Annotated in this window: 26 protein-coding genes; 6 read left to right on the top strand and 20 right to left on the bottom strand. The window is 39.1% G+C overall.

Annotated features, from left to right (window positions below; translation table 11 throughout):
• Positions 1–43: 43 nt before the first annotated feature.
• Positions 44–766 (bottom strand): UTRA domain-containing protein, encoded by a 723-nt coding sequence (locus EGT34_RS18900; protein WP_000434318.1) that lies wholly within the window; start codon positions 764–766, stop codon positions 44–46.
• Between the two features lie 175 nt (positions 767–941).
• Positions 942–2,156 (bottom strand): 4-hydroxybenzoate 3-monooxygenase, encoded by a 1,215-nt coding sequence (pobA, locus tag EGT34_RS18895; protein WP_000353506.1) that lies wholly within the window; start codon positions 2,154–2,156, stop codon positions 942–944.
• Positions 2,157–2,297: 141 nt separating this feature from the next.
• Here pobA and pobR point away from each other — a divergent pair, with 141 nt between their 5' ends.
• Positions 2,298–3,113, top strand: a complete 816-nt coding sequence (gene pobR / locus EGT34_RS18890) for an IclR family transcriptional regulator PobR (protein WP_001139492.1) — start codon at positions 2,298–2,300, stop codon at positions 3,111–3,113.
• Positions 3,114–3,169: 56 nt separating this feature from the next.
• Here the strand turns inward: pobR and EGT34_RS18885 are convergent, their stop codons facing one another.
• On the bottom strand, positions 3,170–3,766 hold the full coding sequence (locus tag EGT34_RS18885; protein WP_001062878.1) for an NAD(P)H-dependent oxidoreductase: 597 nt from the start codon (positions 3,764–3,766) through the stop codon (positions 3,170–3,172).
• A gap of 98 nt (positions 3,767–3,864) precedes the next feature.
• Here EGT34_RS18885 and EGT34_RS18880 point away from each other — a divergent pair, with 98 nt between their 5' ends.
• Positions 3,865–4,776 (top strand): LysR family transcriptional regulator, encoded by a 912-nt coding sequence (locus EGT34_RS18880; protein WP_001163451.1) that lies wholly within the window; start codon positions 3,865–3,867, stop codon positions 4,774–4,776.
• 56 nt (positions 4,777–4,832) lie between these two features.
• On the opposite strand, the gene EGT34_RS18875 is transcribed toward EGT34_RS18880, so the two are convergent.
• The 10 genes from EGT34_RS18875 to EGT34_RS18830 all read right to left on the bottom strand — a co-directional run bounded on the left by EGT34_RS18875 (position 4,833) and on the right by EGT34_RS18830 (position 14,560).
• Positions 4,833–5,216: a carboxymuconolactone decarboxylase family protein gene (locus EGT34_RS18875; RefSeq protein WP_000064100.1), complete on the bottom strand. Its 384-nt coding sequence runs from the start codon at positions 5,214–5,216 to the stop codon at positions 4,833–4,835.
• The gene (locus EGT34_RS18870; RefSeq protein WP_001176546.1) at positions 5,213–6,670 is read right to left on the bottom strand and encodes an NAD-dependent succinate-semialdehyde dehydrogenase; all 1,458 of its coding nucleotides are present in this window, start codon (positions 6,668–6,670) and stop codon (positions 5,213–5,215) included. The genes EGT34_RS18875 and EGT34_RS18870 overlap by 4 nt, the downstream gene beginning before the upstream one ends.
• A 137-nt stretch (positions 6,671–6,807) precedes the next feature.
• The gene (locus EGT34_RS18865) at positions 6,808–7,977 is read right to left on the bottom strand and encodes a hypothetical protein (protein WP_000750365.1); all 1,170 of its coding nucleotides are present in this window, start codon (positions 7,975–7,977) and stop codon (positions 6,808–6,810) included.
• A gap of 25 nt (positions 7,978–8,002) precedes the next feature.
• On the bottom strand, positions 8,003–9,409 hold the full coding sequence (locus EGT34_RS18860; protein WP_000081161.1) for a purine-cytosine permease family protein: 1,407 nt from the start codon (positions 9,407–9,409) through the stop codon (positions 8,003–8,005).
• 38 nt (positions 9,410–9,447) lie between these two features.
• A complete protein-coding gene (locus tag EGT34_RS18855) occupies positions 9,448–9,591 on the bottom strand; it encodes a hypothetical protein (RefSeq protein WP_000934374.1) in 144 nt (47 codons plus the stop codon).
• 122 nt (positions 9,592–9,713) lie between these two features.
• Complete coding sequence (gene tgnC, locus EGT34_RS18850; RefSeq protein ID WP_000123064.1) at positions 9,714–11,183, bottom strand: (Z)-2-((N-methylformamido)methylene)-5-hydroxybutyrolactone dehydrogenase; 1,470 nt, start codon at positions 11,181–11,183, stop codon at positions 9,714–9,716.
• Positions 11,184–11,194: 11 nt separating this feature from the next.
• Positions 11,195–12,232 carry a flavin-dependent trigonelline monooxygenase oxygenase component gene (gene tgnB / locus EGT34_RS18845; RefSeq protein WP_001212562.1) on the bottom strand — a complete coding sequence of 346 codons (1,038 nt, stop codon included), beginning with the start codon at positions 12,230–12,232 and terminating at the stop codon, positions 11,195–11,197.
• Between the two features lie 2 nt (positions 12,233–12,234).
• Positions 12,235–13,167 carry a flavin-dependent trigonelline monooxygenase reductase component gene (gene tgnA / locus EGT34_RS18840; RefSeq protein WP_001293244.1) on the bottom strand — a complete coding sequence of 311 codons (933 nt, stop codon included), beginning with the start codon at positions 13,165–13,167 and terminating at the stop codon, positions 12,235–12,237.
• A gap of 30 nt (positions 13,168–13,197) precedes the next feature.
• Entirely contained in the window at positions 13,198–13,989 is a 792-nt protein-coding gene (locus EGT34_RS18835) for an alpha/beta fold hydrolase (protein WP_000987220.1), read from the bottom strand.
• Complete coding sequence (locus tag EGT34_RS18830; protein WP_000420415.1) at positions 13,958–14,560, bottom strand: amino acid synthesis family protein; 603 nt, start codon at positions 14,558–14,560, stop codon at positions 13,958–13,960. The genes EGT34_RS18835 and EGT34_RS18830 overlap by 32 nt, the downstream gene beginning before the upstream one ends.
• A 152-nt stretch (positions 14,561–14,712) precedes the next feature.
• Between EGT34_RS18830 and EGT34_RS18825 the strand changes: the two genes are divergently transcribed.
• Both EGT34_RS18825 and EGT34_RS18820 read left to right on the top strand, forming a co-directional pair.
• Positions 14,713–15,375 (top strand): GntR family transcriptional regulator, encoded by a 663-nt coding sequence (locus EGT34_RS18825; protein WP_001049496.1) that lies wholly within the window; start codon positions 14,713–14,715, stop codon positions 15,373–15,375.
• A gap of 62 nt (positions 15,376–15,437) precedes the next feature.
• A complete protein-coding gene (locus tag EGT34_RS18820; protein WP_001277471.1) occupies positions 15,438–15,722 on the top strand; it encodes a DUF1330 domain-containing protein in 285 nt (94 codons plus the stop codon).
• Positions 15,723–15,861: 139 nt separating this feature from the next.
• Here EGT34_RS18820 and EGT34_RS18815 read toward each other — a convergent pair whose 3' ends face one another.
• The 4 genes from EGT34_RS18815 to EGT34_RS18800 form a co-directional block, all read right to left on the bottom strand.
• Positions 15,862–16,431, bottom strand: a complete 570-nt coding sequence (locus tag EGT34_RS18815) for a cytochrome b (RefSeq protein WP_001180283.1) — start codon at positions 16,429–16,431, stop codon at positions 15,862–15,864.
• Between the two features lie 12 nt (positions 16,432–16,443).
• Positions 16,444–17,508 carry a catalase family peroxidase gene (locus EGT34_RS18810; RefSeq protein ID WP_001061479.1) on the bottom strand — a complete coding sequence of 355 codons (1,065 nt, stop codon included), beginning with the start codon at positions 17,506–17,508 and terminating at the stop codon, positions 16,444–16,446.
• 118 nt (positions 17,509–17,626) lie between these two features.
• Positions 17,627–18,253: a hypothetical protein gene (locus EGT34_RS18805; protein ID WP_000670324.1), complete on the bottom strand. Its 627-nt coding sequence runs from the start codon at positions 18,251–18,253 to the stop codon at positions 17,627–17,629.
• Between the two features lie 202 nt (positions 18,254–18,455).
• Positions 18,456–19,058 carry a TetR/AcrR family transcriptional regulator gene (locus EGT34_RS18800; RefSeq protein ID WP_002108267.1) on the bottom strand — a complete coding sequence of 201 codons (603 nt, stop codon included), beginning with the start codon at positions 19,056–19,058 and terminating at the stop codon, positions 18,456–18,458.
• Positions 19,059–20,045: 987 nt separating this feature from the next.
• On the opposite strand from EGT34_RS18800, the gene EGT34_RS18790 reads away from it, so the two are divergent.
• Together EGT34_RS18790 and EGT34_RS18785 are read left to right on the top strand one after the other, a co-directional pair.
• Positions 20,046–21,272 (top strand): hypothetical protein, encoded by a 1,227-nt coding sequence (locus EGT34_RS18790; RefSeq protein ID WP_024437433.1) that lies wholly within the window; start codon positions 20,046–20,048, stop codon positions 21,270–21,272.
• Positions 21,273–21,477: 205 nt separating this feature from the next.
• Complete coding sequence (locus tag EGT34_RS18785) at positions 21,478–22,650, top strand: reverse transcriptase family protein (RefSeq protein ID WP_002108265.1); 1,173 nt, start codon at positions 21,478–21,480, stop codon at positions 22,648–22,650.
• A 360-nt stretch (positions 22,651–23,010) separates the two neighbouring features.
• On the opposite strand, the gene EGT34_RS18780 is transcribed toward EGT34_RS18785, so the two are convergent.
• The 3 genes from EGT34_RS18780 to paaX all read right to left on the bottom strand — a co-directional run bounded on the left by EGT34_RS18780 (position 23,011) and on the right by paaX (position 25,029).
• The gene (locus EGT34_RS18780; protein ID WP_001171042.1) at positions 23,011–23,394 is read right to left on the bottom strand and encodes a PaaI family thioesterase; all 384 of its coding nucleotides are present in this window, start codon (positions 23,392–23,394) and stop codon (positions 23,011–23,013) included.
• A gap of 77 nt (positions 23,395–23,471) precedes the next feature.
• The gene (locus EGT34_RS18775; protein ID WP_001112278.1) at positions 23,472–24,077 is read right to left on the bottom strand and encodes a DapH/DapD/GlmU-related protein; all 606 of its coding nucleotides are present in this window, start codon (positions 24,075–24,077) and stop codon (positions 23,472–23,474) included.
• Complete coding sequence (gene paaX / locus EGT34_RS18770) at positions 24,064–25,029, bottom strand: phenylacetic acid degradation operon negative regulatory protein PaaX (RefSeq protein WP_000062822.1); 966 nt, start codon at positions 25,027–25,029, stop codon at positions 24,064–24,066. The genes EGT34_RS18775 and paaX overlap by 14 nt, the downstream gene beginning before the upstream one ends.
• Positions 25,030–25,065: the final 36 nt, after the last annotated feature.

Raw genomic sequence — 25,065 nt, 5'->3', positions numbered from 1 at the left:
TTATATGACAGTTTAATTAATCTGGTTTAAACCAGATTTTATTTTATGCTCGCGCTTCGAAATGTAAATCTAAAACATCATGTAGCCAATATTCTTGGTCAACATCGGTAATCACACCTTCTTCATTTCTGTTGCTACGGCAAATATATAAACCGAGCGCGCCAACATTCACATGTAGTGCTTTGGCCTGCTGTTCCGATAAAGCTGTTGGATACAGATTAATATCGGCTCTGGTGATATGGCAGTTATATTGATTTGCCATCAGCAAAGTAATCGATTGCTTGAGATCATGAGTTAAAAACTCGGGAAAAAGCTCGGCATTCACACGTAAATGTTCAACCAAAACAGGTCGACCATTAATACAACGACGTCGCCAAACTGAATAAATCGGATGCCCTTTTTCAACTTTTAAATGCTTGGCATCCCAAGAAGTAGCCTGAGTCAGCTCACTCGAAATCACTTCTGTAGAAGGTTCATAGCCTTGTTCAATCACAAACTGATTAAAGTTTTTAGTCGATTGTGGGTGATAAATAATACGAGGAGAACGAACATACCAACCACGGCGGTCTAATCGATAAATCAGACCATCAGTTTCCAAAGCCAGTAAAGCTTCACGTGCAGCCACTCGTGTGGTTTGGAATTGTTCCGAAAGTACTCTTTCCGAAGGGAGTTTTGCGTGGGCTTCTAATACGCCAGATTCAATATCATGGGCAATTGCATCGCGGATAGGAATATATTTAGGTATGCGTGCTTGGTCCTGTTCCATACAAACTTAGAATTTATAAATAAAGAAATTAATAGCAATATACTGAAAAAATATGACAAAAGCTTTTATTAATGCTGATCTTTTAAGCAAAACAATCTCTTAAGCTAGTACGGCCCACTTAAATTTTTCTATAAAAAAAGAGCATTTTCATGCCCTTTTTATTTTTACTTAGTCTTTAGCTTGCGTGCTTAAAACTATCAATTTGCTTAATCTCATAAGGCAAACCGACATAATTTTCGGCCAATGTGGTTTTACCCGCAATCGAACCCAGTACATAACTCAACTCGGCTTGTTTAATCTTATGGTCAAACTCACTTTCAGTTTCAAAACGATGCAATAAATGAGTCATCCACCAAGAAAAACGCTCTGCTTTCCATACGCGTTGTAAGCATTTTTCAGAGTATTCATTTATCCCTTGTTCGGAACCTTCGGCGTAATATTCAATGAGTGCGCTTGATAAATAAGCAATATCAGATGCAGCGAGATTTAAGCCTTTTGCTCCTGTTGGTGGAACAATATGCGCAGCATCACCTGCTAAAAATAGTTTTCCAAAACGCATTGGCTCGGTCACAAAGCTACGTAACGGCGCGATACTTTTTTCAATAGAAGGTCCTGTCACTAACTTTTCACGGCTTTCAGGATCTAGGCGGTTTTTTAACTCGTCCCAGAACTTTTCATCGGACCAGTCTTCTACGTGATCTGTTAAAGGGACTTGTAAATAATAACGGCTGCGCGTTTCTGAACGCATACTACATAAAGCAAATCCACGTTCAGACTGTACGTAAATCAGTTCATCGGCTACAGGTGGCACATCGGCCAATACCCCTAACCAGCCAAACGGATAAACTTTTTCGAAGGTTTTAATTTTGTCTTCAGGCACGCTGGCACGGCAGACACCGTGGTAACCATCACAACCAGCAATAAAGTCACACTGAATTTGAAAGGTTTTACCTTGGTATTCAAATTCAACTTTTGGTGCAGTGTAGAAATCTTTTACTTGTACATGGTGAGCTTCATAAAATGAAGTGAGCTGTGCTGCTTCACGCGCAGCCATTAAATCTTTAGTCACTTCGGTCTGACCATATACAGTCACTTGTTTTCCACCCGTGAGTGCGGCTAAATCAACTCGATGTAACTCACCATTGGTTAAGATTTCGATGCCCGAATGCGGTAATCCTTTGTCTTTTAAGTTTTGGTCAACGCCTGCTTGTTTCAGTAAGTCGACCGAAACTTGCTCTAAAATTCCTGCACGAATCCGTGAAGCCACATATTCAGCGCTACGTTGCTCAACAATAATATGATCGATGCCAGCTTTATATAGAAGTTGCCCAAGCAATAACCCTGCTGGTCCAGAACCAATAATTGCAACCTGTGTCTTTAAAATATCCATAACTTCATCCTTGTTTCATCCTGACTTTTAAATTACTGGCTTTAAGTTTTGTTCACTATGTATCCAAGACGAAAATAACCGTTTATCATTTAGTTTGTCCGAATAGCGGACAGAAACAATCAAAATAACAGGAATGAAAGGATGCCTTCTCTCGATGCTTTTCTAGAGCACCCGAACTCGCATGAGAAAATTCGTCAAGATGACTACATTGCAGGATTAGCAAAAGGCTTGGCTTTATTGGAAGCTTTTGGAACAGATCGGCAACGGCTTAATGTCACTCAAGTGGCTGAGCGAACCGGTATTAGTCGTACAGCGGCAAGGCGTTACCTAAAAACTTTAAAATACTTAGGCTATTTAGAAACCGATGAACATTACTTTTGGCTCACTCATCGCGTGCTGCGCTTTTCGAGTTCTTATCTAAGCTCTGCCCATCTGCCTAAAGTTGCTCAGTCATTTTTAAATCTTTTATGCGCGCAAACATCTCTTACTTTTTCGATTGTAGTTCTGGACGATAACGAAGTGGTGCCGATTGCCCGTAGCTATTTACCGCAGCAAGATAATTTACGCGTTAGCCCTTATGGCATGCATTTAGGAAACCGACTGCCTGCCCATGCTACGTCTACAGGTAAAGTATTGCTGGCAGCACTACCTGAAGAAGCCCAACATACGTGGGTAAAAAATTACGGTTTAAAACGCTTAACGCCTTTTACCATAGTAGATGAGTCAAAGTTTTTTGAAGTGCTTAAGGGTATTTCGTTATCGGATTATTGTCTTTCTAAAGAAGAACATGAACTTGGTGTAATTGCGATTGCCGTGCCCGTTTTTAATGCACAAGGTCAAGCAGTGGCAGCACTTAACTGCATGTCTCAAACCAACCGCATACAAGAAGATTATTTGGTTCAGCAAATTTTGCCATTGCTGCGTAACACGGCAAATGAACTTAGAAATGTAATTTAAATAGACTTAGAAACTCTTGTCATCAATCAGAGGTACAAGAGTTTCAACTTATAATTTTAAACAGCGAATTCTTTAACTTGCTGGTTTGCCAAATCTAAAGCATTGCTGCGATAGGCCTGCATGTCTAAGCCTTCTGCATAGATAAAATCGACGTCATGAATGCCCATTAGCCCTAACACTGCTTTGAGATAAGGCGTGACTGCCTCAGTTTCTTGGCCGACATGAATACCACCCCGACTACTTACCACCACAGCTTTTACGCCTTCAACCAAACCTTGAGGATAAGTTTCGGTGTAGCGGAATGTTTGTCTTGCTCGTGCAACTAAATCAAACCAGTTTTTGAGTTGAGTCGGGACATTTAAGTTGTACATCGGTGCACCAATAATGAGTAAATCGGCATTTTTTAATTCAGCAATTAATTCGTCCGACAAAGCAACGATTTGTTGAATGTCTTGATTTACATTTTCAGCTCCACGAAGCGCCTGAAAAATTTCCAGATCTAATACAGGCAGGTTCATTTCAGCTAAATTGCGTATGGTAATGTCATCTTGCAAACCTTGGTCTTTACGGTGCTCAAGCATTACATCGATTAGGCGATTGGTTTGTGAACCCTCACCCATAATGCTGGATTTTAATACCAATATTTTAGCCATGACCATCTCCACGTTTTTGATGAAGCCATATTAACTCCATAATAAATTCAACAGTGGTGATATTATTTCTTTATATTGGTTCCTTTTAGGCAACAATCATGCAACATGAGCTAAGTGCAATTTCTATATTTGTGACTGTGGTTGAAGCTGGAAGTTTTGTAAAAGCTGCCGAGCAATTGCATTTAACTCGCTCAGCCATAAGTAAAAATATTGCTCGGCTTGAAGAACAGCTTGGTGTAGTTCTATTTAAAAGAACAACACGTTCACTCAGCATGACTGACGAAGGTACTTTGTTTTATGAGCATAGCCGCCGAGCGTTAAGTGAAATACAAAATGCGGCGGCGTTATTAGACCAAGGCAAAATTAACGCAACAGGCCGATTAAGAATGTCTGTGCCAGTGCTGTTCGGGCAACTTTTTGCTGCTCCGCTCATGGTTAAATTTGCTCAGCAACATGCGGACTTACAGTTAGAAATTTCATTTAATGACCGAAATGTAGACTTGATCGAAGAAGGTTTTGATTTATGCATCCGCATTGGTTCACTGCCTGACACCACTCAGCTCGTTGCCAAGCCGATTGGTGAGCATCGAATGCTACTTTGTGCCTCACCTGACTATTTAAATAAAGCAGGTCCATTAGAAAATATTGAAGACTTAGACCACCACGCCACAATTGCCGATCCGCATTTTGGTCAAATGCAAAAGTGGCGACTTCAAAAGGAAAATGACGAGCCTTTCTTTATTAAGCCCAAAGCAAAACTTCTTTTAAATGACTTACAAGCCATTAAAAATGCAGCACTTGCTGGCGCAGGTATTGCTTGGCTGCCCGATTGGCTCATTCAAAATGAATTACAGGACGGTAAGCTGGTACAAGTGTTAGAAACTATGTCGAGCATTGCTTTTCCGATCCATTTAGTATGGCCTACGTTGCCTTTTATGCCGCTGAAAACCCGCCTTGCAATAGATTATTTGGCCCAACATTTACCACCTGAACTGAACAAACAAGCTTAAAATAAATAAGGCCTTGCCCACTTGAACAAGGCTTTTTTAATATTCAAAGCCAACGTTTATTGCTCAGATTCAAACTCTTTAATTGCCTCTTTAGCAATTCGAAAACTATCTACAGCAGCAGGCACGCCACAGTAAATTGCAACCTGCAAAAGCACTTCACGAATTTTCTCTTTAGGTACGCCATTTCGAAGTGCACCTTTAACATGTAGTTTTAATTCATGCGGACGATTTAAAGCTGAAATCATTGCCAAATTAATTAAACTACGCTCAGGCTTACTTAATTCTTCACGTCCCCAAACAGCTCCCCAGCAATATTCAGTGACTAACTCTTGAAGAGGAAGGTTAAATTCATCGGCATTGTTGATTGAATTATTTACATATTCTTCACCAAGAACTTGTTTGCGAATTGCTAAACCCTTTTCAAATTTTTCATTACTCATATATTCAATCCTCCAAACAAGGTGTATTTAATTTCTAGGTAATCTTCAATACCGTATTTAGAACCTTCACGCCCTAAACCAGACTGTTTAATTCCACCAAACGGTGCAACTTCATTTGAAATAAGGCCTTTATTAATTCCGACCATGCCATACTCAAGCTGTTCACTCATTCGCCAAGCACGGCCTAAATCTTTGGTATAACAATATGCGGCTAAACCAAATTCAGTTGCATTTGCCATTTCAACTGCTTGTTGCTCGGTTTCAAATTTGAATACAGCTGCTAGCGGACCAAACGTTTCTTGGGTTGCCACATCCATATCAGCGGTAACATCTGCAATCAGTGTTGGTTCAAAAAACAATTCACCCGCTTTATGCTTTTTACCACCAACCACAAGACGACCATTTTTATCTAATGCATCTTGAATATGAGCTTCAACTTTTTTCACCGCACTGGCATTAATTAATGGCCCAATGTCATGCCCAGCTTCTAATCCATTACCAATATTAAAGTTTTGGATTTTTTGGCTTAAGGCAGCAATAAATTTTTCATAAATGCCCGCCTGCACTAAGAATCGATTGACGCATACACAGGTTTGCCCTGCATTTCTAAATTTGGCGATGAGTGCTCCCTCAATTGCTGCATCTAAATCGGCCTCATCAAATACAATGAACGGCGCATTGCCACCCAATTCTAAGGAAACTTTTTTTAAGGTTTTTGCTGAACGCTCAAGCAACATTTTGCCAACTGGTGTTGAACCCGTAAAAGTAAACTTGCGTACAACATCACTTTCAAAAATTGCATCACCAATATGAACTGCATCACCTGTAATCACACTAAAAATTTCAGCAGGCACGCCCGCTTGCACAGCTAAGTCCACTAAAGCCAAAGCAGTAAAAGGCGTTTCTGGTGCTGGTTTTACAATACAAGGACAACCTGCCGCCAAGGCTGGAGCAACCTTACGCGTAATCATGGCAGCGGGAAAATTCCACGGCGTAATAGCTGCAACGACGCCAATAGGCTGTTTATTTACAACAATACGAGCATCTGGATATGGGCTTGGAATAATATCTCCATACACTCGTTTTGCTTCTTCGGCAAACCATTCAATAAAACTGGCAGCATATAAAATTTCACCCTTGGCTTCAGCTAAGGGCTTTCCTTGCTCACTCGTTAAAATAAAAGCCAATTCATCTGCATTTGAAATAATTAAATCGAACCATTTTTTTAAAATAATTGATCGATCTTTTGCTGTTTTATTTTTCCATAACGGCCAAGCTTCTTTGGCAGCTTCAATGGCACGCTCGGCTTCAGCCTTACCCATATTTGGGACAGTACCAATAATCTCTAATGTCGCCGGATTTAAAATTTTGGATGTTTGTTGATGGTCTGCATCGCACCACTTTCCAGCAATAAAAGCTTGCTGATGAAATAAAGCGAGTTCATTAAGCTGCATGATCATTATCCTGTTGAGATCTTCTGCATTGATAGTCGAGCGATACATAAATTAAATAGCTAACCATCAACTTTGTATTATGGCATACCAAAAATTAATTTAAAAAATTTTCGGTATGCCCGAATGTTTAAATATATTTAGAAATAATAAAACAGCGTTAAGTTAAGCAACTTATTCCACTGGTTATCATCCCCTTGTGCCAATGAATTTTGATTCCCACCAATGAATGGATCATTTTTACTCATGATGTATTCAGCCACCAAAGATAGCTGTTTATGGTCAATAGACACACCAATAATATTGCGAATCGAATCTTTCATACTGTCCTGATCTTTGTCGTACTGACTGTACATAAAGTACGGCGTAATGTTTCCGATTTGCTTAACATTTTTGAAAGAATAACCAACATCTGCAGTATAGAACGTTCCTTTGTTAGCGACATAATATTCGGTGTCGTAGGACCCCATGAGTGACTGATTAGGATTAAGCTGATCCTGATTAGTTACATCATTTTTACCGCCTGTAAGGGTCACATTAAAATTGCCATAATTGGCTTTACCAAAAAGTGCCCATGCATGACGACGCCCATCACTCGAAGCGGCTTTATTTTCAATATCGGATGTCCAATAGGAGCCACCGAGTTGTGTGGTTAAACCATTAATTCCAAGATTTATATCTTGAGTCACTCGGCCTACCCACATGTTCTTTTCTTGCAAATCGGTTTTATTCGGATCATCTGAACTCACATAATTTGCAGTGTAGCGACCTGAATCTTGGGTAGAGCCTGTGTAGTTCCCACCATCTACCGCAAAATAACCCACATCAAACTTGGTTGCTGTCGGCAATTCAAAATGATAATTCAAACCAAGATTATGAACGTCTTCTAAACCTGCGGTTGTGCTCATACTTCCATATAGGCTATTTCCCCAAAAACGTCCCGGTCCAAATGGAATCGGCTGAACACCTGCCACCACTTGATCTGTTTTATTTAATTTGTACCCTACATAACCATCAATTAACGTAGAAAAATCACATAGACGGTCATATTGATAGCACCGATATTCCGCATGACCAAATAACGGCCCATGCTCGTAGTCCAGTTTTAACTGCGCAGCATCAAAACGAATTTTTTGATCAGAAGCAGTTTCGCCATAGTGTTTATCTTGATAGTTAGCGCGAACATAGCCGGATACGGTGAGCTTGCCGTATTCATCATCGGTGTTTCCAAAACTTATACCTGCGTAACTCGGATAGATTACAGCCATTAATGCTGTGCTTATAGCTGCTTGTAAATAGCTTTTTTTCATTGTCGGATTCCTTTCACTACAATGCTTATTGATGTAATTTTGCGTTTAATGCAGGTGCAGAACATTTAATCTTTCCTAGATTAAAGACGTAATACACCACCAGACTCACCAACAATCCAATCACCCATGAAATATCCGCATCCGGAATTACATCGGCCAATGCACCTGTGAAAAACGCATTTTTTAAGAACGGAATTTGTACCGCAATCCCAATGAAATAAGCCGTAAGCGCTTTTGCATTAAATTTGCCGTAAATACCACCATCACGTGCAAAAATCGATTGAATGTCATAAGACTTTTTATTCACGACATAGAAATCTAGTAAATTAATAGACACCCATGGCACCAAAATAAATAACAAGGCAAAAATCACATTCAAGAAGAAACTAATAAAGTTACTTGATGCCCAAAGCGCCGTTAAAGTCGCTAGAACTAACACAATGATTGATAACACGACTCGGATATTTCGGCTTGGCATCCACTGCCCTGCAAAAGTCTGAATAGAGGTAATACAAGACAGAACCGCACCGTATAGGTTCATGGCATTGTGACCAATGATATTGCATAAGAACAAAATCATAAGAACATAACCGAACAGCCCAGTGCCTGACTTTACCGCTTCCATCGCATCTGTGGTTGAGCCAATACTGACTGCAATCGTACCAAATGCCATCGCAAAAATAGTTCCTAACGATGCGCCTAAATAGGTAAAAATAAATGGCTTATAAATACCAATCGACTTCGGCAAATATCGTGAATAGTCTGAGGTATAAGGCGAGAAACTAATTTGCCATACCGCACACAAACCAAACATGGCAAACCAGCCTTTCATATTGAAAGAGCCTTTAGCAAGTACATCTGCATTAATATGCGGCACCATAATCATGAGGCCGATGAGCAACGAACCACCCATAAACCAAGTTCCAATTTTATTGAACTTATGAATAAAGTGATAACCGATCACGCCTATGGTAGTTGCTGCGATTGCGCCAATCACGGTCGCGGTCGGCACAGGAATAGCAGGAACAACGGTATGAAGGGTTTTGCCTGACAAAATAATGTTAGAGATGAAAAAACCTAAATAAATGAGGGTAGTAAATAGTACAACCAGCAATGCCCCATAACGCCCGAACTGCGCACGGCTCTGAATCATTTGAGGAATGCCGACCTGTGGGCCTTGTGCAGAGGTTAAGGCCAGAATCGCTGCACCAAAAAAATGCCCGCAGCAGATCGCAAGCAATGCACTTACAATATTGAGGTTAAAGGTTAAAATTGACATTGCGCCCGTAATGACGGCAAGCGGTGCAATATTGGTACAAAACCATAATGTGAATAGATCGCGAACTTTCCCATTACGTTCAGAGGGAGCAACATAATCAATGGAATGACTTTCGATAGCGAAAGCATTATTGCTATTTTCGTTTTGGCTCATATCCTTAATCTCTCTTTGAGGAATTCATTTCCTCAACATCAAAAAATCTGCCCAGCCAAAGTCATTTCAATATGACTCGGCTTCATCTTTTTATTTCCTTTTACAAACAGCTCATACCTCTGTTTGTATTGTTTTAGCCAAGAAAAAGGTAAAGCCAGTCCAATCAATACTTGATTAAGCATCGATACATCTAGTTTTACGTTTTCAACTATTTAAAGCTTTAGGCGATTGCTAAGTTTGACTGATTCATTTTTTCATCCTTGAAATTAAAATCCCGATATATTTCCACACCTCAAGTCATGACTTATCTCATGACAAATGGGTCATCAATTGGCTCATCTGAGGTACGTAACCAAACTGTTTTGGTGGTGGTGTAATCTAGAACCGCATTTGCGCCACCTTCCCTCCCATGTCCCGAAAGCCCATGTCCACCAAAAGGCGCAAGTGGAGAAACAGCGCGGTAAGTATTGAGCCAAACAATTCCCGACCCAATCACTTTAGTCATGCGGTGTGCACGGCTTAAATTGGTGGTAAAAACGCCTGCTGCCAACCCGTAAGGCGTACTATTGGCTTTTTGCACGGCTTCCGCTTCATCTTTGAAACTATCTACTGATAACACCGGACCAAATAGTTCCGTGGTAATGCAATCTGCTTGAGGTGCATCAGTGCAATCTAAAATGGTCGGTGGATAGTAATACCCTGCTCGCTCAAGGCTTTTACCACCAGTAAGCAGTTTTGCACCTTGCAGGATTGAACTTGCAACGACTTGCTCGATTTTTTGGCGTTGGCGTAAGGTACAAAGCGGTCCAAACTCGGTGGCCATTTCATGGGGTAAACCAATTTTTATGGTTTGTACGCGCTCAACCAAACGTTGAACAAATTCATCTTTAATGCTTTCTTCAACCAGTAAGCGTGAACCTGCTACACAACTCTGCCCTGTTGCAGCAAAAATAGCAGCGACCTGAGCGTTTACCGCACTTTGAATATCTGCATCAGCAAATACAATAAATGGTGATTTGCCACCTAATTCGAGTGAAACTTTTGCAAGATTTTCAGCCGAGTTACGCACAATATGCCGTGCCGTTTCTGGACCACCTGTAAACGCAACATGAGCAACGTCCGGATGACTGCTCAGCACGGCGCCACATTCAGGTCCGAAACCAGTAATTACATTGACCACTCCAGCCGGAAAACCCGCCTCATGGACCAATTTAGCAAAAGCCAATAATGGTCCAGGACCGTCTTCAGAGGCTTTTAGCACGACGGTACAACCTGCCGCTAAAGCTGGGCCAACCTTTACTGCCGATAGAAATAACTGGCTGTTCCAAGGAACAATTGCAGCAATCACGCCTACTGGTTCACGAACAATCCATGCTTGCATGTCTGCCTTATCAATCGGTAGAAAACTTCCCTCTAATTTGTCGGCAATACCTGCATAGTAGCGATAATATTCAGCGACATAGGCAATCTGGCTCGATGTTTCACGAATAATTTTGCCCGTATCACTGGTTTCAATTTGGGCAAGTTGCGGTGCAGCTTTTTCAATTAAATCAGCCAACTTATAGAGCAATTTACCACGCTGGGAAGCCGTTAAACCTGCCCACTCCGGTGCTTTTAATGCCCGAGATGCCGCCTGAACTGCTCGGTTGACTTCATCGGTTCGAGCTTCCGGCATGTGTGCCCAGACTTCACCTGTTGCAGGATTAATACTTTCAAAAGTCGCTGCACCAGATTCAAACTGACCATTAATATAAAGCTGAAAGTCTGCTGTCATGATATTCGCCTCTATGCAAATGCCGGCATAACTTCATTGATCATACGTTCTAATGAGGCTTTTTTACGTTCAAAGCTCATGCCTGTATCAATCCAGAAAGAATATTCGTTATAGCCCATCGCTTCATAAGCTTTTAAGCGGTCAATGACTTCTTGGGCTTGTCCAATCACGTTATTTTTGCGCATCGCCTCAGGTGTATAAAAAGGATGTGCAGCAATTTCTTCAGGGCTTAAAGGTGCAATTAAACCTTGATGAATTTCGCGCTCATTTTTAAACCAAGCGCCGAAGTAATTATAGAACGTATTAATTTCATCTGCGGCCAGTTGAGCATCTTCTTCACTATCTGCCACATAGGTATGGCGGAGCAACATAATTTCCGGACGCGGTACATCACTGAACTTTTCACATGCCGCATTAAAATGCCCCATGAGCTTTTCAACTTCTTCGTCACCTAAATGTAACGGTGTTACCTGTACATTACAGCCATTTTGCACAGCAAATTCGTGGCTATTTGGATCACGGGCAGCAACCCAAATTGGTGGATGCGGTTGTTGAAGCGGTTGAGGCGCCGAAGTCGTTTTTGGAAACTGCCAAAATTCCCCGTTATGCTCATAATCGCCTTTCCAAAGGTTTTTAATTGCGGGAATCATTTCACGTAAACGCTGACCTGCACTCCATGCATCCATGCCCGGAACCATACGTTCATATTCAAACGAATAAGCACCACGAGCAATACCAATATCTAAACGGCCGTTGGTAATAATGTCGGTCATTGCAGCTTCGCCTGCAAGTTTAATCGGGTGCCAGAATGGCGCTACTACCGTACCCGTACCTAAACGAACATTTTTGGTTTTATTCGCTAAATCGACTAGATTTAGAAATGGGTTTGGTGCAATGGTAAAGTTCATGGCATGGTGTTCGCCTGTCCATACCGCATGCATACCACCACGGTCTGCAATCTGACAAAGCTCAATCATTTCATCATAAAGCTGCTTCTGGGTTTGCTGATCAGAAACACGTTCCATATGCACAAATAATGAAAAACGCATGATTAAACTTCCTCTTTAACGATTTGACGAACTGTACCTGTTGTCTGATTTCCGTAATAAACACCATAAGTTTTCAAATGGTTTTCTTTGCGATAGCGCATCAGCATACTTTCTAAAGCACTGTCTACAAACTCAAGTTTCTCAAGATCATTTAAATCGACAAACTGACCTTTGGTGGCTTGAGCTACGGGTGTGTTGCATAAAAATGAAATATATTGCTGCTGGTTTTCAACGTTTTCATATACAGAGTAAATGAAGTTGGCAGAAGCATCTGGCTGATATTGTGCAAAGATTTTCTCAAGCGCTTTATCGGCACCGTCTTTATCTACCATGACATGCGGAATAGTCCATTTATGATCGGCAGTTTCTTCAAGCAAAATGGTATTTTCATGTCCAATAATGGCACTCATCACCACTTTAGGGCCAGAGATCACCTCGGCAGAAAGTTTGGCTGGTGTGAAATATCCACCACGATAATAACCAAGCCCTGCAAAACCGGTTGAAGCAAAATCTTCAACTTTACCAATTAAAATCGCATGGTCACCTGCATCGACAACTTGATAGGTTGTACAGTCAAACCATGCACTGACATGATCGATCAGTGGGTTCTGGCAAGCGCTTTTTGACCATGAAATATTTGCAAAACGATCTTCGCTTGGACGAGCAAAGGTATTTGAAACATCCTTTTGCTCTTCTGCCAAAATATTGATTGCAAAATGTGTGGCATTTGCAAAGTTATGATAATTGCTTGATGTCTTGGCAATACTCACTAGAAGTAAAGCTGGGTCCAAAGACACCGAAGCAAAAGAGTTCGCTGTAAAGCCAAGTGGCGTTCCATCTTCTTTACAGGTTGTGACCACCGTAACGCCCGTCATAAATGACCCGAAGGCATCACGTAGTTCACGCATTTTATTAATCGTATCCATTTCACTCATTGTTATATTCCTTCAGCAATGTGTGGCAAATTAAACGCTGGTTTCCAACCACGCTTGCATTGCATTATTCACTTTGTCAGGGGCAGTTAAGTTCACCATGTGACGTTCATTTTCAATGACAATTGCAGTGCCATGCTTTGCCTGTTTTGCCATCTGTAATGCCATTTCTGCAGTTGAGTTCGGATCATCCGTACCGGTCAACACCAAAGCAGGACAAGTGATCTTTGACCAGTCATCTGCATAGGTTTCATCGCCTTGTGCAAACGCAGAATACGCAGTGGTATAACCAGATAAGTCGACATTTTCGAGCCAAGTTTTCACTTTGGCAGCTGCTATACGCTCGACTTCACTTTCACCAAACCAGCGTTGTAGCGGAGTTTCAACATCAATACGGCCTGTTTTTAACTCTTCAGCTCTTTGGATGACTGCATGACGTGCCTGTGGTGTCCGTTTATACACACCATTGAGTACAGCCATCCGTTTAACTAAATCAGGACGGGTAACACTGACGCCTGTGGTAATTAGCGAGCCCATTGAATGCCCTGCTAGATTTACCGGGCCTAAATTTAAGGCTGTAATAAATTCGATGGTCCATTCAACAAAATCTTGTAATTTTGCTTCTGCTGGTAATTTGGTACTTTGACCATGTCCCGGCATATCTACTGAAATCACATGATAATGTTTAGAAAAATATTCAATTTGTGGATACCATGCCGCAGCTTGCATTCCCACTCCATGGATCAGAACCAGAGGCTCTCCTTCGCCTTGCTCAAAATAGTGAGCAATACGGTTATTTGACAGCTGCAGGGTTTTTGACATCATGACCTAACTCTTCCAAATCTTTATAACGATCACCAATACGATGATGTGGTCGACCACCTGTTGCTGCACCAATCACAACAACCAGTTCGTCGGCAGCAGGTGCATCTGGAATTGCAAATTGCAATGTTAAGTAATGAGAACGGCGGCCTTCGTCATTTTTATCCATCATTGGAATTAAAATCGGCGCATTTGCTGGGCCACGGGTATTGTTAAATGCCAAATAAGATTTCGCACCGACAGCGCTACGGTAAGTATTACCAAAATGTAAGGTGTGAATTAAAGCTGATGCATGCTCAAGTTCACCATTTAAGCCCACCACTGCACTTTTACCAAAAGCTTCAACGGCTTCGCCCGAACCGACTTCATCAAGAATAAGCTTGGTTAAATGCTCGCTTAAGATTGGCGCAATGCGACGAATTTCTGGTGTTAGGTTTTCTACATAACCTTGCCCTGCCCACGGATTTTTAATTACCGCTGCTGCTGCCACCATTTTTAAAGGCTTGGCTGCTTCTTTGCCGCCATCTACATAAGTGGTTTCTACATGAAGCACAGTTTTACGTATGAGTTCCATTGCTCTTCCTTGCAAGTAAATTATCTTGTCATTCGTATTATGGTATACCATAATACATACTGAAAAAAAAGCAAGAGTTTGCTATGCTAATTTTTATTGAAAAACATGTAATGAAACTCAACATGTTAAAAAACAGGAAAATTTAATTACCTATGAATCTTAAAATTGAGAACCCGCCCGTAACTTTACGAGAGCTGTGTTTAGATAAAGTGCGTAATGCCATTATTACGGGCTATTTCCCTTCAGGAAAAAGATTGGTTGAAAGAACGTTATGTGAAGAACTTGGCGTAAGCCGTTCTGTAGTTCGCGAAGTGATTCGTTATTTGGAAGCAGAAGGTTTAGTCGAGATTTTGCCAAACAAAGGCCCTATTGTTTCGCTACTTAACTGGGACATCGCTTCACAAATTTATGAAATTCGTCTTTTGTTAGAGCAAAGTGCTGTGGTTGACTGCACTAAAAATCTAGATGAAAAAACTGCTGAAAAATTAAAACTTCTATTAGAAGATCTTAAAGCTGCGTTTGCCGCCGATGACATCAATCTCATTATTGCGACCTCTACTCGGCTTTATGAAACTATTTTTACTACAGCCAATCACCATATTGCTTGGGAAGTGGTTCAACGTTTAAACGGTCGAATTAGCCGTCTTCGTGCCATGACCATGAAATCGACAAAGCGTGAAATTTCAGGTTATCAACGTATTAAAAATATGTGTGAGGCCATCTATCTTTACAAAGACCCTGAAAAGGCAAAACAAGCGGTTGCTGAACATATTGCTGAAGCTGCTGCTGTCGCAAAAAATATTTTAGATGCGTGAAGTCACAAATTTTAGGAAAAGGTAAATAGGCCTTTATTTAATAAGTTATAGGGAAATACGATATGTCTGCGTACTGGATTGCTCATGTCACCATTCATGATATGGAACAATATAAACAATATATGGCCACTGCTCCGCAAGCTTTTCAAAAGTATGGTGCCAAGTTTCTTGCGCGTGGCGGTGCCTCGGAAGTCTTAGAAGGACAAGAGTTTGAACGTCATGTGGTGATTGAGTTTCCAGATATGGAAACTGCACGTGAATGTTATTTTTCACCTGAATATCAGCTTGCCAAAAGTAAACGCCAAGGCTGCTGTGATGTCATGGTGAGTTTTGTTGAAGGGATCTAAATAGCTGAATTGATTTCTCAACTTGAGAAATCAATTCTATTTTAAGTTGTTATATCAGCGAGCTTATTTATATGTTTTAAATAAACCCTATAAAAACCTCACCATTAACTCATCGTTCAATCGAAAACTTTCAAGCAAACTAATCAGCTTCTTCTTTTTTAGAAGAAGGCCCCAAAGCCATACTCGAAAATACGCCATCGCGATAAATCCATGCATGTAATAATGCAGCAGACAGATGACCAATAACGACAGCAAATAATAGCCAAGCCAAAATTCCGTGTAGAGTACGGAACCAAGCGTAAAGCGTAGAGTTGGTTGGTGCTATAGGTGGAAGATCCCAACCCGGAAATAAAGTGACAGGCCAATTACCTGCCGATAGCGTCGCCCATCCGAGCAATGGCAAACTAAACATCAAAATATAAAGTAGCCAATGTGATGCATGGGCAAGAAACACCTGCCAGCGCGGTACAGTCGGCGGCAAAGGTGGAATTGGATAACAGAGTCGATTTATTAATCTTATGATGACCAATAATAAGATTGCGATTCCTAAAGGACGGTGAATATCAATTAACCACGGACGCCAAGTCATTGAGGTGGTCATTCCTACCCCAATAAATAGCATAGCCAGAATTGCTGCCGCCATAAGCCAATGCAGTATTCGAGCGGTCAAATTAAAATGACGTGGAGCAGCATTAGATTTATTTTGCATTGTTCATCTCTCCTATTTGCCCACGGCATCCGTTGCTTTGCCAAATCCAATTTCACGTAATCGAGCATTGTAAGACTGTGAATAGATAGCCGCTCGTGCTGCGAGTACTGGGTCATCTGATAACTCAATTCCCGGTGGCACCAAAGTTGGGTCAAAGTTAATATCACGACAAGCGCCATTTACCTGATCAGTCACATTTTTAACTTCCAATGTTCCGGCTATAACTTCTTTACGGTCTTTTGGCCAAGGCTGAGATGGGTCATTCACTGGGTCTCCCGGCTCGGCAAGTTGCAAAACCAAGTCCCAATAGAGCGGTCCTTCAGCCAAACGTTTTTTGATGTCTTTAAATAAGAAATCATGATCAGCTTGATCACGTTGCTCTTTCGTCAGACTAATAAATTTTGAATGAGGACGCATAGACCAACGGACTGGCTGTTCTTGTCCATTGGCTGCCCGCAATATAAAGGCATTTACGACATAAAATTCTGCACCGCTGAAACTACCAGTTAATGGCATCTTGGCCTTTTGCTCAATAGACTTACGCGCTTCGGGATATTCTTTTAAAAACGCCTCAACAAGGGCTGGATCAGGTTTCCCAGTAGACGGAACCGGTTTAAATGCTTTTTGCTGCGCCAAAAAACCTTCAGCATTTCGCGTCGGGAAATAAGGAAAGTTGTTTAATTTCATGCGCCACTGCGAATGATCGGCCGGAGAAAGCAATAAAGCCATACTCACTGTTGCGGTAGAATTATCTGCCGCATGCGGATTACCGCTTCCAATAGAAAATCGGCCAATTGCTGGTATATCAGACTTGGCAAATACAGTGGCTTTAGAGAGTGCTGCTGCCGCACCATTACTATGGTAAGTGCCATCAAAACAAATACCTTTACCATGTGCACGTCGATATCCGGGATCAAAGTTTTTTAATGTATCACCCAAAAAAGTTTTGGATGTTGTTCGATGTCCAAATAGACCAGCGGTCCAAGCAAATGCCAATACTAAAGCGCCTGCGATTACAGCAATACCCACGAATCGCAGCCAGTACTTCTTTAGAGTTTTAAAATTCAAATTATTCATTCTTCATCCTGTGTAAATTATATAGCTGCATTTATAAAGAAAAGTTTTATCCTATAAAATACGCAGGACTTCTTATCCTGTCGTCCTTTTGAACCAAGAAAATAATTTACGCTTAAGCTTATTTTTTTATAGGTAGTAGTAAAACAGGGTCTTCAATATCGTAACCAGTTTCTTCTGGAACCCCCAAATATTTAACGACAACCAACCTCTTATCTTGTTTAGGCACCTTATAATTTTGGGAAATTTTTATTGCTTTGCTGTAATGAACCGCAACATGGGTCTTACTTTGTAAAGACGGCGATTTTACAACATATTCTGTTTTATATTGCGTGATCTTTCCTGAAGGATCAAACCAAGCTGATACTTGATTCTGATGAGTTTTTAATGTTTGAATTTTTACAGTCTTACTATTACTTACGATCAAAGGAGTTAAATTCTTTTTAATTTTATTAAGTGCCTTATTAAACGCTGTACTATCTTGATCATAATCAATCTTATGTGTTTTTAGATTGATATAGAGAGATTTAACCTCGATAAGTTTATCAGGCGATTTACTATTTAATAGATAATAATAGAGTTGTGGTAGGCGTCCTCGGCCATCTTCATAATGTCTTAATACATAAAGTTTCTTCTCTTTTTGCTGATAGCCCAATACTTCAATTTTTTGTCCACCACCTACTGTCGCATAGCTATGTGCGGATAAGGTAAGAATCGTGCTAAAAGTTAAAAATTTTAGAAATTTCATCGGTTCATATCCTTGTGATCTGGTAACTATATTGTATAAATATCAATCATATTAAAATGACACTTGAGTAAGTGTTACTTGCTGTTTTTATATTCTTTTGTACACAAGCAGCCTTTCTAAGGAGACTTTATTTATTATTTCTCTCCCCCCCTTCAAAACAACTCGTCTAGCTTTTACATATAAGCCGTCATAGAAGAACAGGCTAGCACTTGCTAGCATCGACATGAGTAAACATACATGGACTAAAATTTCTAACAAAAGAGTTTAAAAAACAATCCAATATCTTTTCCCGCTCGAGTGCCCCATCTGAACTTAAAAGCTGAATGATTGTGCCCTCCACCATATATACAAATAGCTTGGCATCGGTAAAAGAAGCATCTGCGTTTAAAACTCTAAGCTGGCTATAAATTTCATTTTTTAGCCATGTTCTATAGCGCATTGCGGTCTGATAGGCGTTGGAATAACTATTTTTAATCTCAAATATGGCTTTAAATAATAAGTAATACGGCCCTTCTAAATCGGTATGTAAATAATAAAGCTTTTTAAGTTTCTCTATTGCGGGGGTACTTAAGTCGTACTCGACCATTGCGACCACTTGTTCTTGGAGCTTTTCTTTTTGCACCATAAGGCAAATTTCAATAAGCCGCTCTTTTGATTGAAAGTAATTATAAAAAGTCGCTTTCGTAATTTCTGATTCTTTCACTATTCTGTCGACGCCAATAAGGTGAAATCCACGGTGATGAAACAGATCAATTGCTTTATTTACAACATATAAGGTACGTGTTGGGAGAGCTAAATTTGGCATAGTTTTACCGTTATAAAAATTTTTGTTGTATGTAGAGATAAAAAACCTGTGCCCCTTTTGGGAGAAAAAAAGGCACAGCAAAGCCGTAAAGACTGTGCTTGGCACATCTCAAGTTTGTTGTTGCTAAGTTTTAAGTAAAAATGACTTTAAGCCTGAAAACCTTGGGGCGTTTAAGCTGCTTTAATTTTTAAGCTGTGTCGTTATAGCTTTTGGCATTGAGAGCCAAGAAATAATGGATGTGCAAAGCCAACTCCTTTTTTATTGGGAGTTCTGCCAGACATTAAATTTATGGTCGCAGAACGAGAAAGGGTTCGCGGACTGGTGAAAGATATAACCAGCACACCCGAAGGTGTCCCTCTCCCGTCCTACCGCTACGGGAGGAGACTGGGAGTTCACGCATAAGACTATCCCTCAGACGGAATAACTCTGATGCGATCTTTCATCACGGTCCGCGACGACCGTCTGGCAATGTGGCCAGCAGGCAAAGAATAGTGTCCAACCCTTTTGCAGTCAAGCACGCAAAATGCCATTTGTTTTAAATTAAATCATTAGAAAAGTAAGGCTAAATAATGAGTGGGTTATTGTTAAGTGGGGGTTGTAGAGAGAGGATTTTTAGGCTTATTGCGGTGCTCATTTTGTAATTTAAGTGAGAAATTAGAAGTTTGTTAACACTTTATTCGTTTTATATTTTGCTTCTTCTCTATTCTTTTTATTAGTTGAAATTGATAAGCTTTACATATCTGGAGTGCCAGCTAAAAGATAAATATAAAATATTATTAATTTTTTAACTACTTACTTTAAATTTATCTTATTTCATAAAAAGGCTATTCTTTTTTCTATAAAATCTTAATCATTCTCCTCCGCATACCTAGTAAAATTATTCGATTTTTATATATTAATTCTTATATATTAATTGATAATTATACCTAGAAAATTTATAAAAATTTAAATATGATTTAGAAATCAAATACACTTAATTTCTAGCTTATGGAAAATTATCTAGAAGAAAATGAAAGATACAAAAAATGGCTTAATCAATTTGAGGAAGTAGATCAACCTTATGCTCAATTGTTAATACAAAAATTACAATGGGTTTCAAGTCATGAATTTCAAGTAAAAATTAAAAATGAAATATATAGCCTTTTTAACAATGATAAGATTGCACTATTTGTCGAACGAGAAGTATCTAATGGAGAAACTGTATATAAATTTGCAAGTGAAAGACCAAGAAGAGCTATAGGTTCAGCCTTTCCTCCTATCAATAATGGTATAAATTCTAATCATGAAGTTGGAAGTGAAGGAATTTTAAATAATATTGCAACTACCCTACAAAGATCGAACTCCCAAAATTTTTTTTACTATCCTAGTGCAGAAAAAATTAGAGCAAAAAAAATTAATAAAGTGATTATATTAACGGACACTATAGCTTCAGGTAATCAAATTAGAAAATTTCTTGAAGCTTTTGCACAAACACCGTCTATCGAAAGTTGGCATTCTTCAGGTTATATTAGTTTTTATATTGTGTGCTATGCAATTACGGAAAATGCATTAGATTTCGTTAGTAAACATAAACTTAAACCACAAATAAACTATGTTTGTGTTTGTCCAACTATATCCAACTCTTTTAATCCAATAGAGCAAAAAAAAATTAGAGAGATTTGTAATAAATATAATCCTAATAAACGATCAGATCCTCCTTTCGCAGTAGGTTATGGAGATGTAGGATCACTAATTTATTATGAACATGGCATACCGAACAATGCTCCTGAAATTCTTTATAAAAGGTCAGAAAAATGGTTCCCTCTATTCAGAGGAAGAACGACTATAGATTTCAGTGAGCAATTACCAACTAATATAAAGTCATTAGATACAGAAGACTATTTAAATTTAATGAAAGATAAAAATATCGTTGTATCTAAGAAGTTTTCAAATTTAAGTGAAAAAGGGAAATCTTATATACTTGTCTTATTTTCTTTAAAAAAACCTCCTAGATCAGTACGAGCTATTTCTAAAAAGACTAAGCTTTCATCTAGCTCTGTAACCGATATAATTGTTAATCTACGCTATTTAGAGTGGATTGATGACTATAACCGAATAACAGATGAAGGATATTTACTAATAAAATATTTAAAAAAAAATGAGTCGAATAACGTTACTATACTTCCCAATATTGATAAAAAGGAATATTATCCTACATCGTTGAGGAGACCATAATGTTTCATTTAGCGTTCGCTCAAGTAACTATTACAGTTACTTGTCTGATTAGTTTTAAACTCAATCAGTCGGCTATATTCTATATAAGCCCAAGTAATAGCTCTCGCAAAAGAGTAACCAAGATCACGACAATAGCGACTAAAGTCGCTCGATTGTGTCCTCACTTATTGTCGCGATCTTACTTACCCCTCCGGGGCCAAAGTAAATGAAATCATGGTCTCCTCAGCACTATAAAATTGAAGGCAAAAAAAATAAGATTGATAAAGAAATTATTGATAGTGCATTAGAACATGCTAAAAGAATTAGATCTAAAAATAATATTAATCCCATATTCACTTTAAGACACCTTTCATATTTAGCTAACGTCGAATATAGTTTCCTTCGTTCAATAGTTTATAGAGATTTAGAAGATTATTGGGATTTAGAAGAACCTCTATATCGCTATTTTCAAATAAGAAAAAAAAATTCTTTAGAAAAAAGAAGAATTTTTATTCCGCATCCTCAACTTGTTAAAGTTCAAAAATATATTCATCAAAATATTTTGAAATTTGTTGAATGTCATGAAAATAGTTTTGCGTATACTCCTGGTATTTCCATTGTTGATGCAGCTAGCCTACATACGAATAGTAAATGGTTGATAAAATTAGACATTACAGCTTTCTTTGAAAGCATCTCCGAAGTATCTGTGTACAAAGTGTTTCGATCCCTAGAATTTCCGGCTCTTTTATCTTTTGAACTTGCAAGAATATGTACATGGAATAGTCCTAGAAACCGGAATACTATTCCACCAAGGTTTAAAATTTCAAAAAAAACCAATTATACGGTTTATTCTTCTACCGAAGGTATTGAATTGGGACATTTACCTCAAGGAGCACCAACGAGTCCAAGTCTTTCAAATCTAGTATGTAGAGAACTTGATAAACAATTGACAGCATTTTCAGTTAAAAATGAATTAGAATATTCCCGATATTCAGATGATATTACCTTTTCATCTAAAAATATAAATTTTTCAAGAAAAGATGCTATTGAAATTATAAAAATGGTATATAAAATTTTAATAAATTATGGTTTTACTCCTAATATACAAAAAACAAAAATAATCTCTCCTAAAGCTAAAAAAATAGTTTTAGGTTTAAATGTTGATAGAGAAAAAGTAAAGTTAGATAAAAAATTTAAAAACAAAATTAATCAAAACATTTATTTTTGTTTACATCCTGATATTGGTCCGGTACGACAAGCTAAATATAAAAAATTCTCTTCTGTTCTTGGTTTTAAAAATCATTTGCATGGATTAATAATATATGCTCTATCGATAGATAAAGAGTTTGGCGAAAAAGCTTTAAATAATTATAATAAAATCGTATGGCCAATACATTAAACTATTATATTTTAATTATCATATCCTTTATTTATCATAATGAGTTGAGTGCTTTAATTAATTTCAACTCATTACACATCTTTATAGACCATAACTTCCATTACTAAAAGGGGAGAAAATTAAGCTTTATCTTTATAGCTGAACTAGACTTCGTGCCACGTCCTAGCTAGTTAAATATAGCCAGTGTTTAGATATTATTCGACCATCAGCTCACTTTTAGAGTAGAAGTTTTGATTATAAATACCTCCTAAAGATAATACTAAATATTACTTCTGACTCGCTTAAACTTTATATCTTCTAATATATTACTTATTTAGTTAAGTTCTGCTTCGGAGATCTAATCCCCCAAATAACCACCTGTTACGGCGCAAGTCTGTAACAGGTAGACGTAAATAAAGCGACTCTATTATTTAAACCGTCTGTTATCACAACTTCATAATGCGCAAATTTTTTACTACTTCCGACCTTAGTTGCCGTTGCAACTAACACCCTATCTTTCGCGCCGCTCATATAGCGAATATCCGCCTGTAGGCCAGTATATGGCGCATCCCCCGCATTACACGCCATCGCAAAAGCGATATCGGCTAAAGAAAATATGACCCCACCATGTACGCCGCCCAAGGCATTCATGTGTTCGTCTTTTACATTAAGTTGACAACGCGCTTCATCAAAACTGCGATGCAGCACTTGTACACCCAATAGCTCTGCGAATTGATCAACCGCAGTAGTTTCCATTTTTTGCACAAACGTCTCCCTACTCGTGCGAGTATTCCCTAAAGGTTATGAACTCATGTGTATTGAAATCGACTTATGAATAACCGTTAAACACTATCTTGTTTAATCTGATAGTTTGAAGAACTAAAGTCCTTATAGGTCAGGCGGTCATCCAACTCTGAGCTTAAAGGCTGAACTTCTTGCATTGAGTTTAAGCAGCGCTGTGCAAGCACCATGTATTCTTGCGTGCCTCTAGTTTTCCACTTTTTTTCTTGTTCTGATAAATCGCGTGCAACTTTGGCAGGACTACCCATTGCCAATACATTTGCCGGAATAATATCTTTAGTTTTGACCAGACTATTTGCACCAATAATAGTGTTTTCACCAATTTCGGCATAGTCCAAAATTACGCTGTTCATGCCAACCAAAACATTTTTGCCAATGCGGCAACCATGTAAAGTTGTGCCATGCCCTATGTGCCCCATTTCCTCAACTAAAGTCACGCTTTGCGGAAAACCATGTACGGTGCAGCTATCTTGTATATTGGCATTTTGCTTAATATGGATACGACCAAAATCGGCACGCAATGAAGCAAATGGTCCTACATATACGCCCGCTTCAATAATCACATCACCAATTAAAACAGCGGTTGGGTGTACAAAAGCCTCTGGGCTGACCACGGGAATAACACCGTCAATACTATAACAAGGCATGATTTAACCTCTCATTTGTCGCCACCAAACCTCCGAAACGGCGCCAATAATGTGCTGTGGCATTTGGCATTGGTCCTTCTGCTGTTGCGGCAACAGACAAGAAGTATTCATCGGCAGGTTCAAATACTTTTTTATAAATATTCATTGATAACGTTCGTGCACTAATCGCGGGCCAGTCAGTTGGCAATAACTCAAGCGGTAGTGCTGGGTCTTTCAATAAAATCCGTCGATAATAATGAATCAGCAAAGTTCGAATCTGAAAGGCCTGAACAGGTTCAAGTTGTTCGTTTTCCTGCATCAGCAACACGCCAATTTCTCTAAAAATATCGAGAAACTGTAGGTATCTTTGGCGTAATTCATCGATTGGCCAGTTAGTTCTGAGCATACGGCCAATGGTATCGACCGAATTATTAAAGAGCTGCAATGTTTCGGCTTTAAACACCACCACCTGCTCACTCATATTTAAGTCAACCAACAAGCGTTGCAGTTCAATACGGTTACACCCCGGATAAGCCATTAAGTTTGTCGAAATATTGGCAAATCCTAACCATTCGAGTTCTTTTTTTAACAACGCTTTATTTTCAGTGTCGAGGCTAGACATCAGAATAAGATCCCAATAATGATCCCACTCTTTCATCTGGTCGTTATAAATACGTTGCTCGGCCTGCAAATAAGTCGAACGACTCGAATCAGTAATGCGATAAAAACTGGTTCTACCGATTTTGTCTGAACATAACCAATCATTTTTAACTAAACGAAAAACTGAGGTTCTTACAGCGCGGTCATTAAAACCAAATAGCTCTAATAACTGAATCAGGCTTGCAAGACTAATATTTCCACCCCGATGAAGTACTGAATCTCCAAAAATTGTCGAAATAAGCGAAGTTCCACTTAAGGTTTCATTCTTTACAACAGAATCAATTATTTGCTGTATTTTTGCACTCATACTCATGTCTTGGCGTTTAGTTTCAGGGTATAGATTCTATAC

Source organism: Acinetobacter sp. FDAARGOS_558, from assembly GCF_003937785.1.
GTDB lineage: Bacteria > Pseudomonadota > Gammaproteobacteria > Pseudomonadales > Moraxellaceae > Acinetobacter > Acinetobacter baumannii.
The sequence above is the reverse complement of the archived record's forward strand: the minus strand, read 5'-3'. Positions and strand labels throughout refer to the sequence as shown.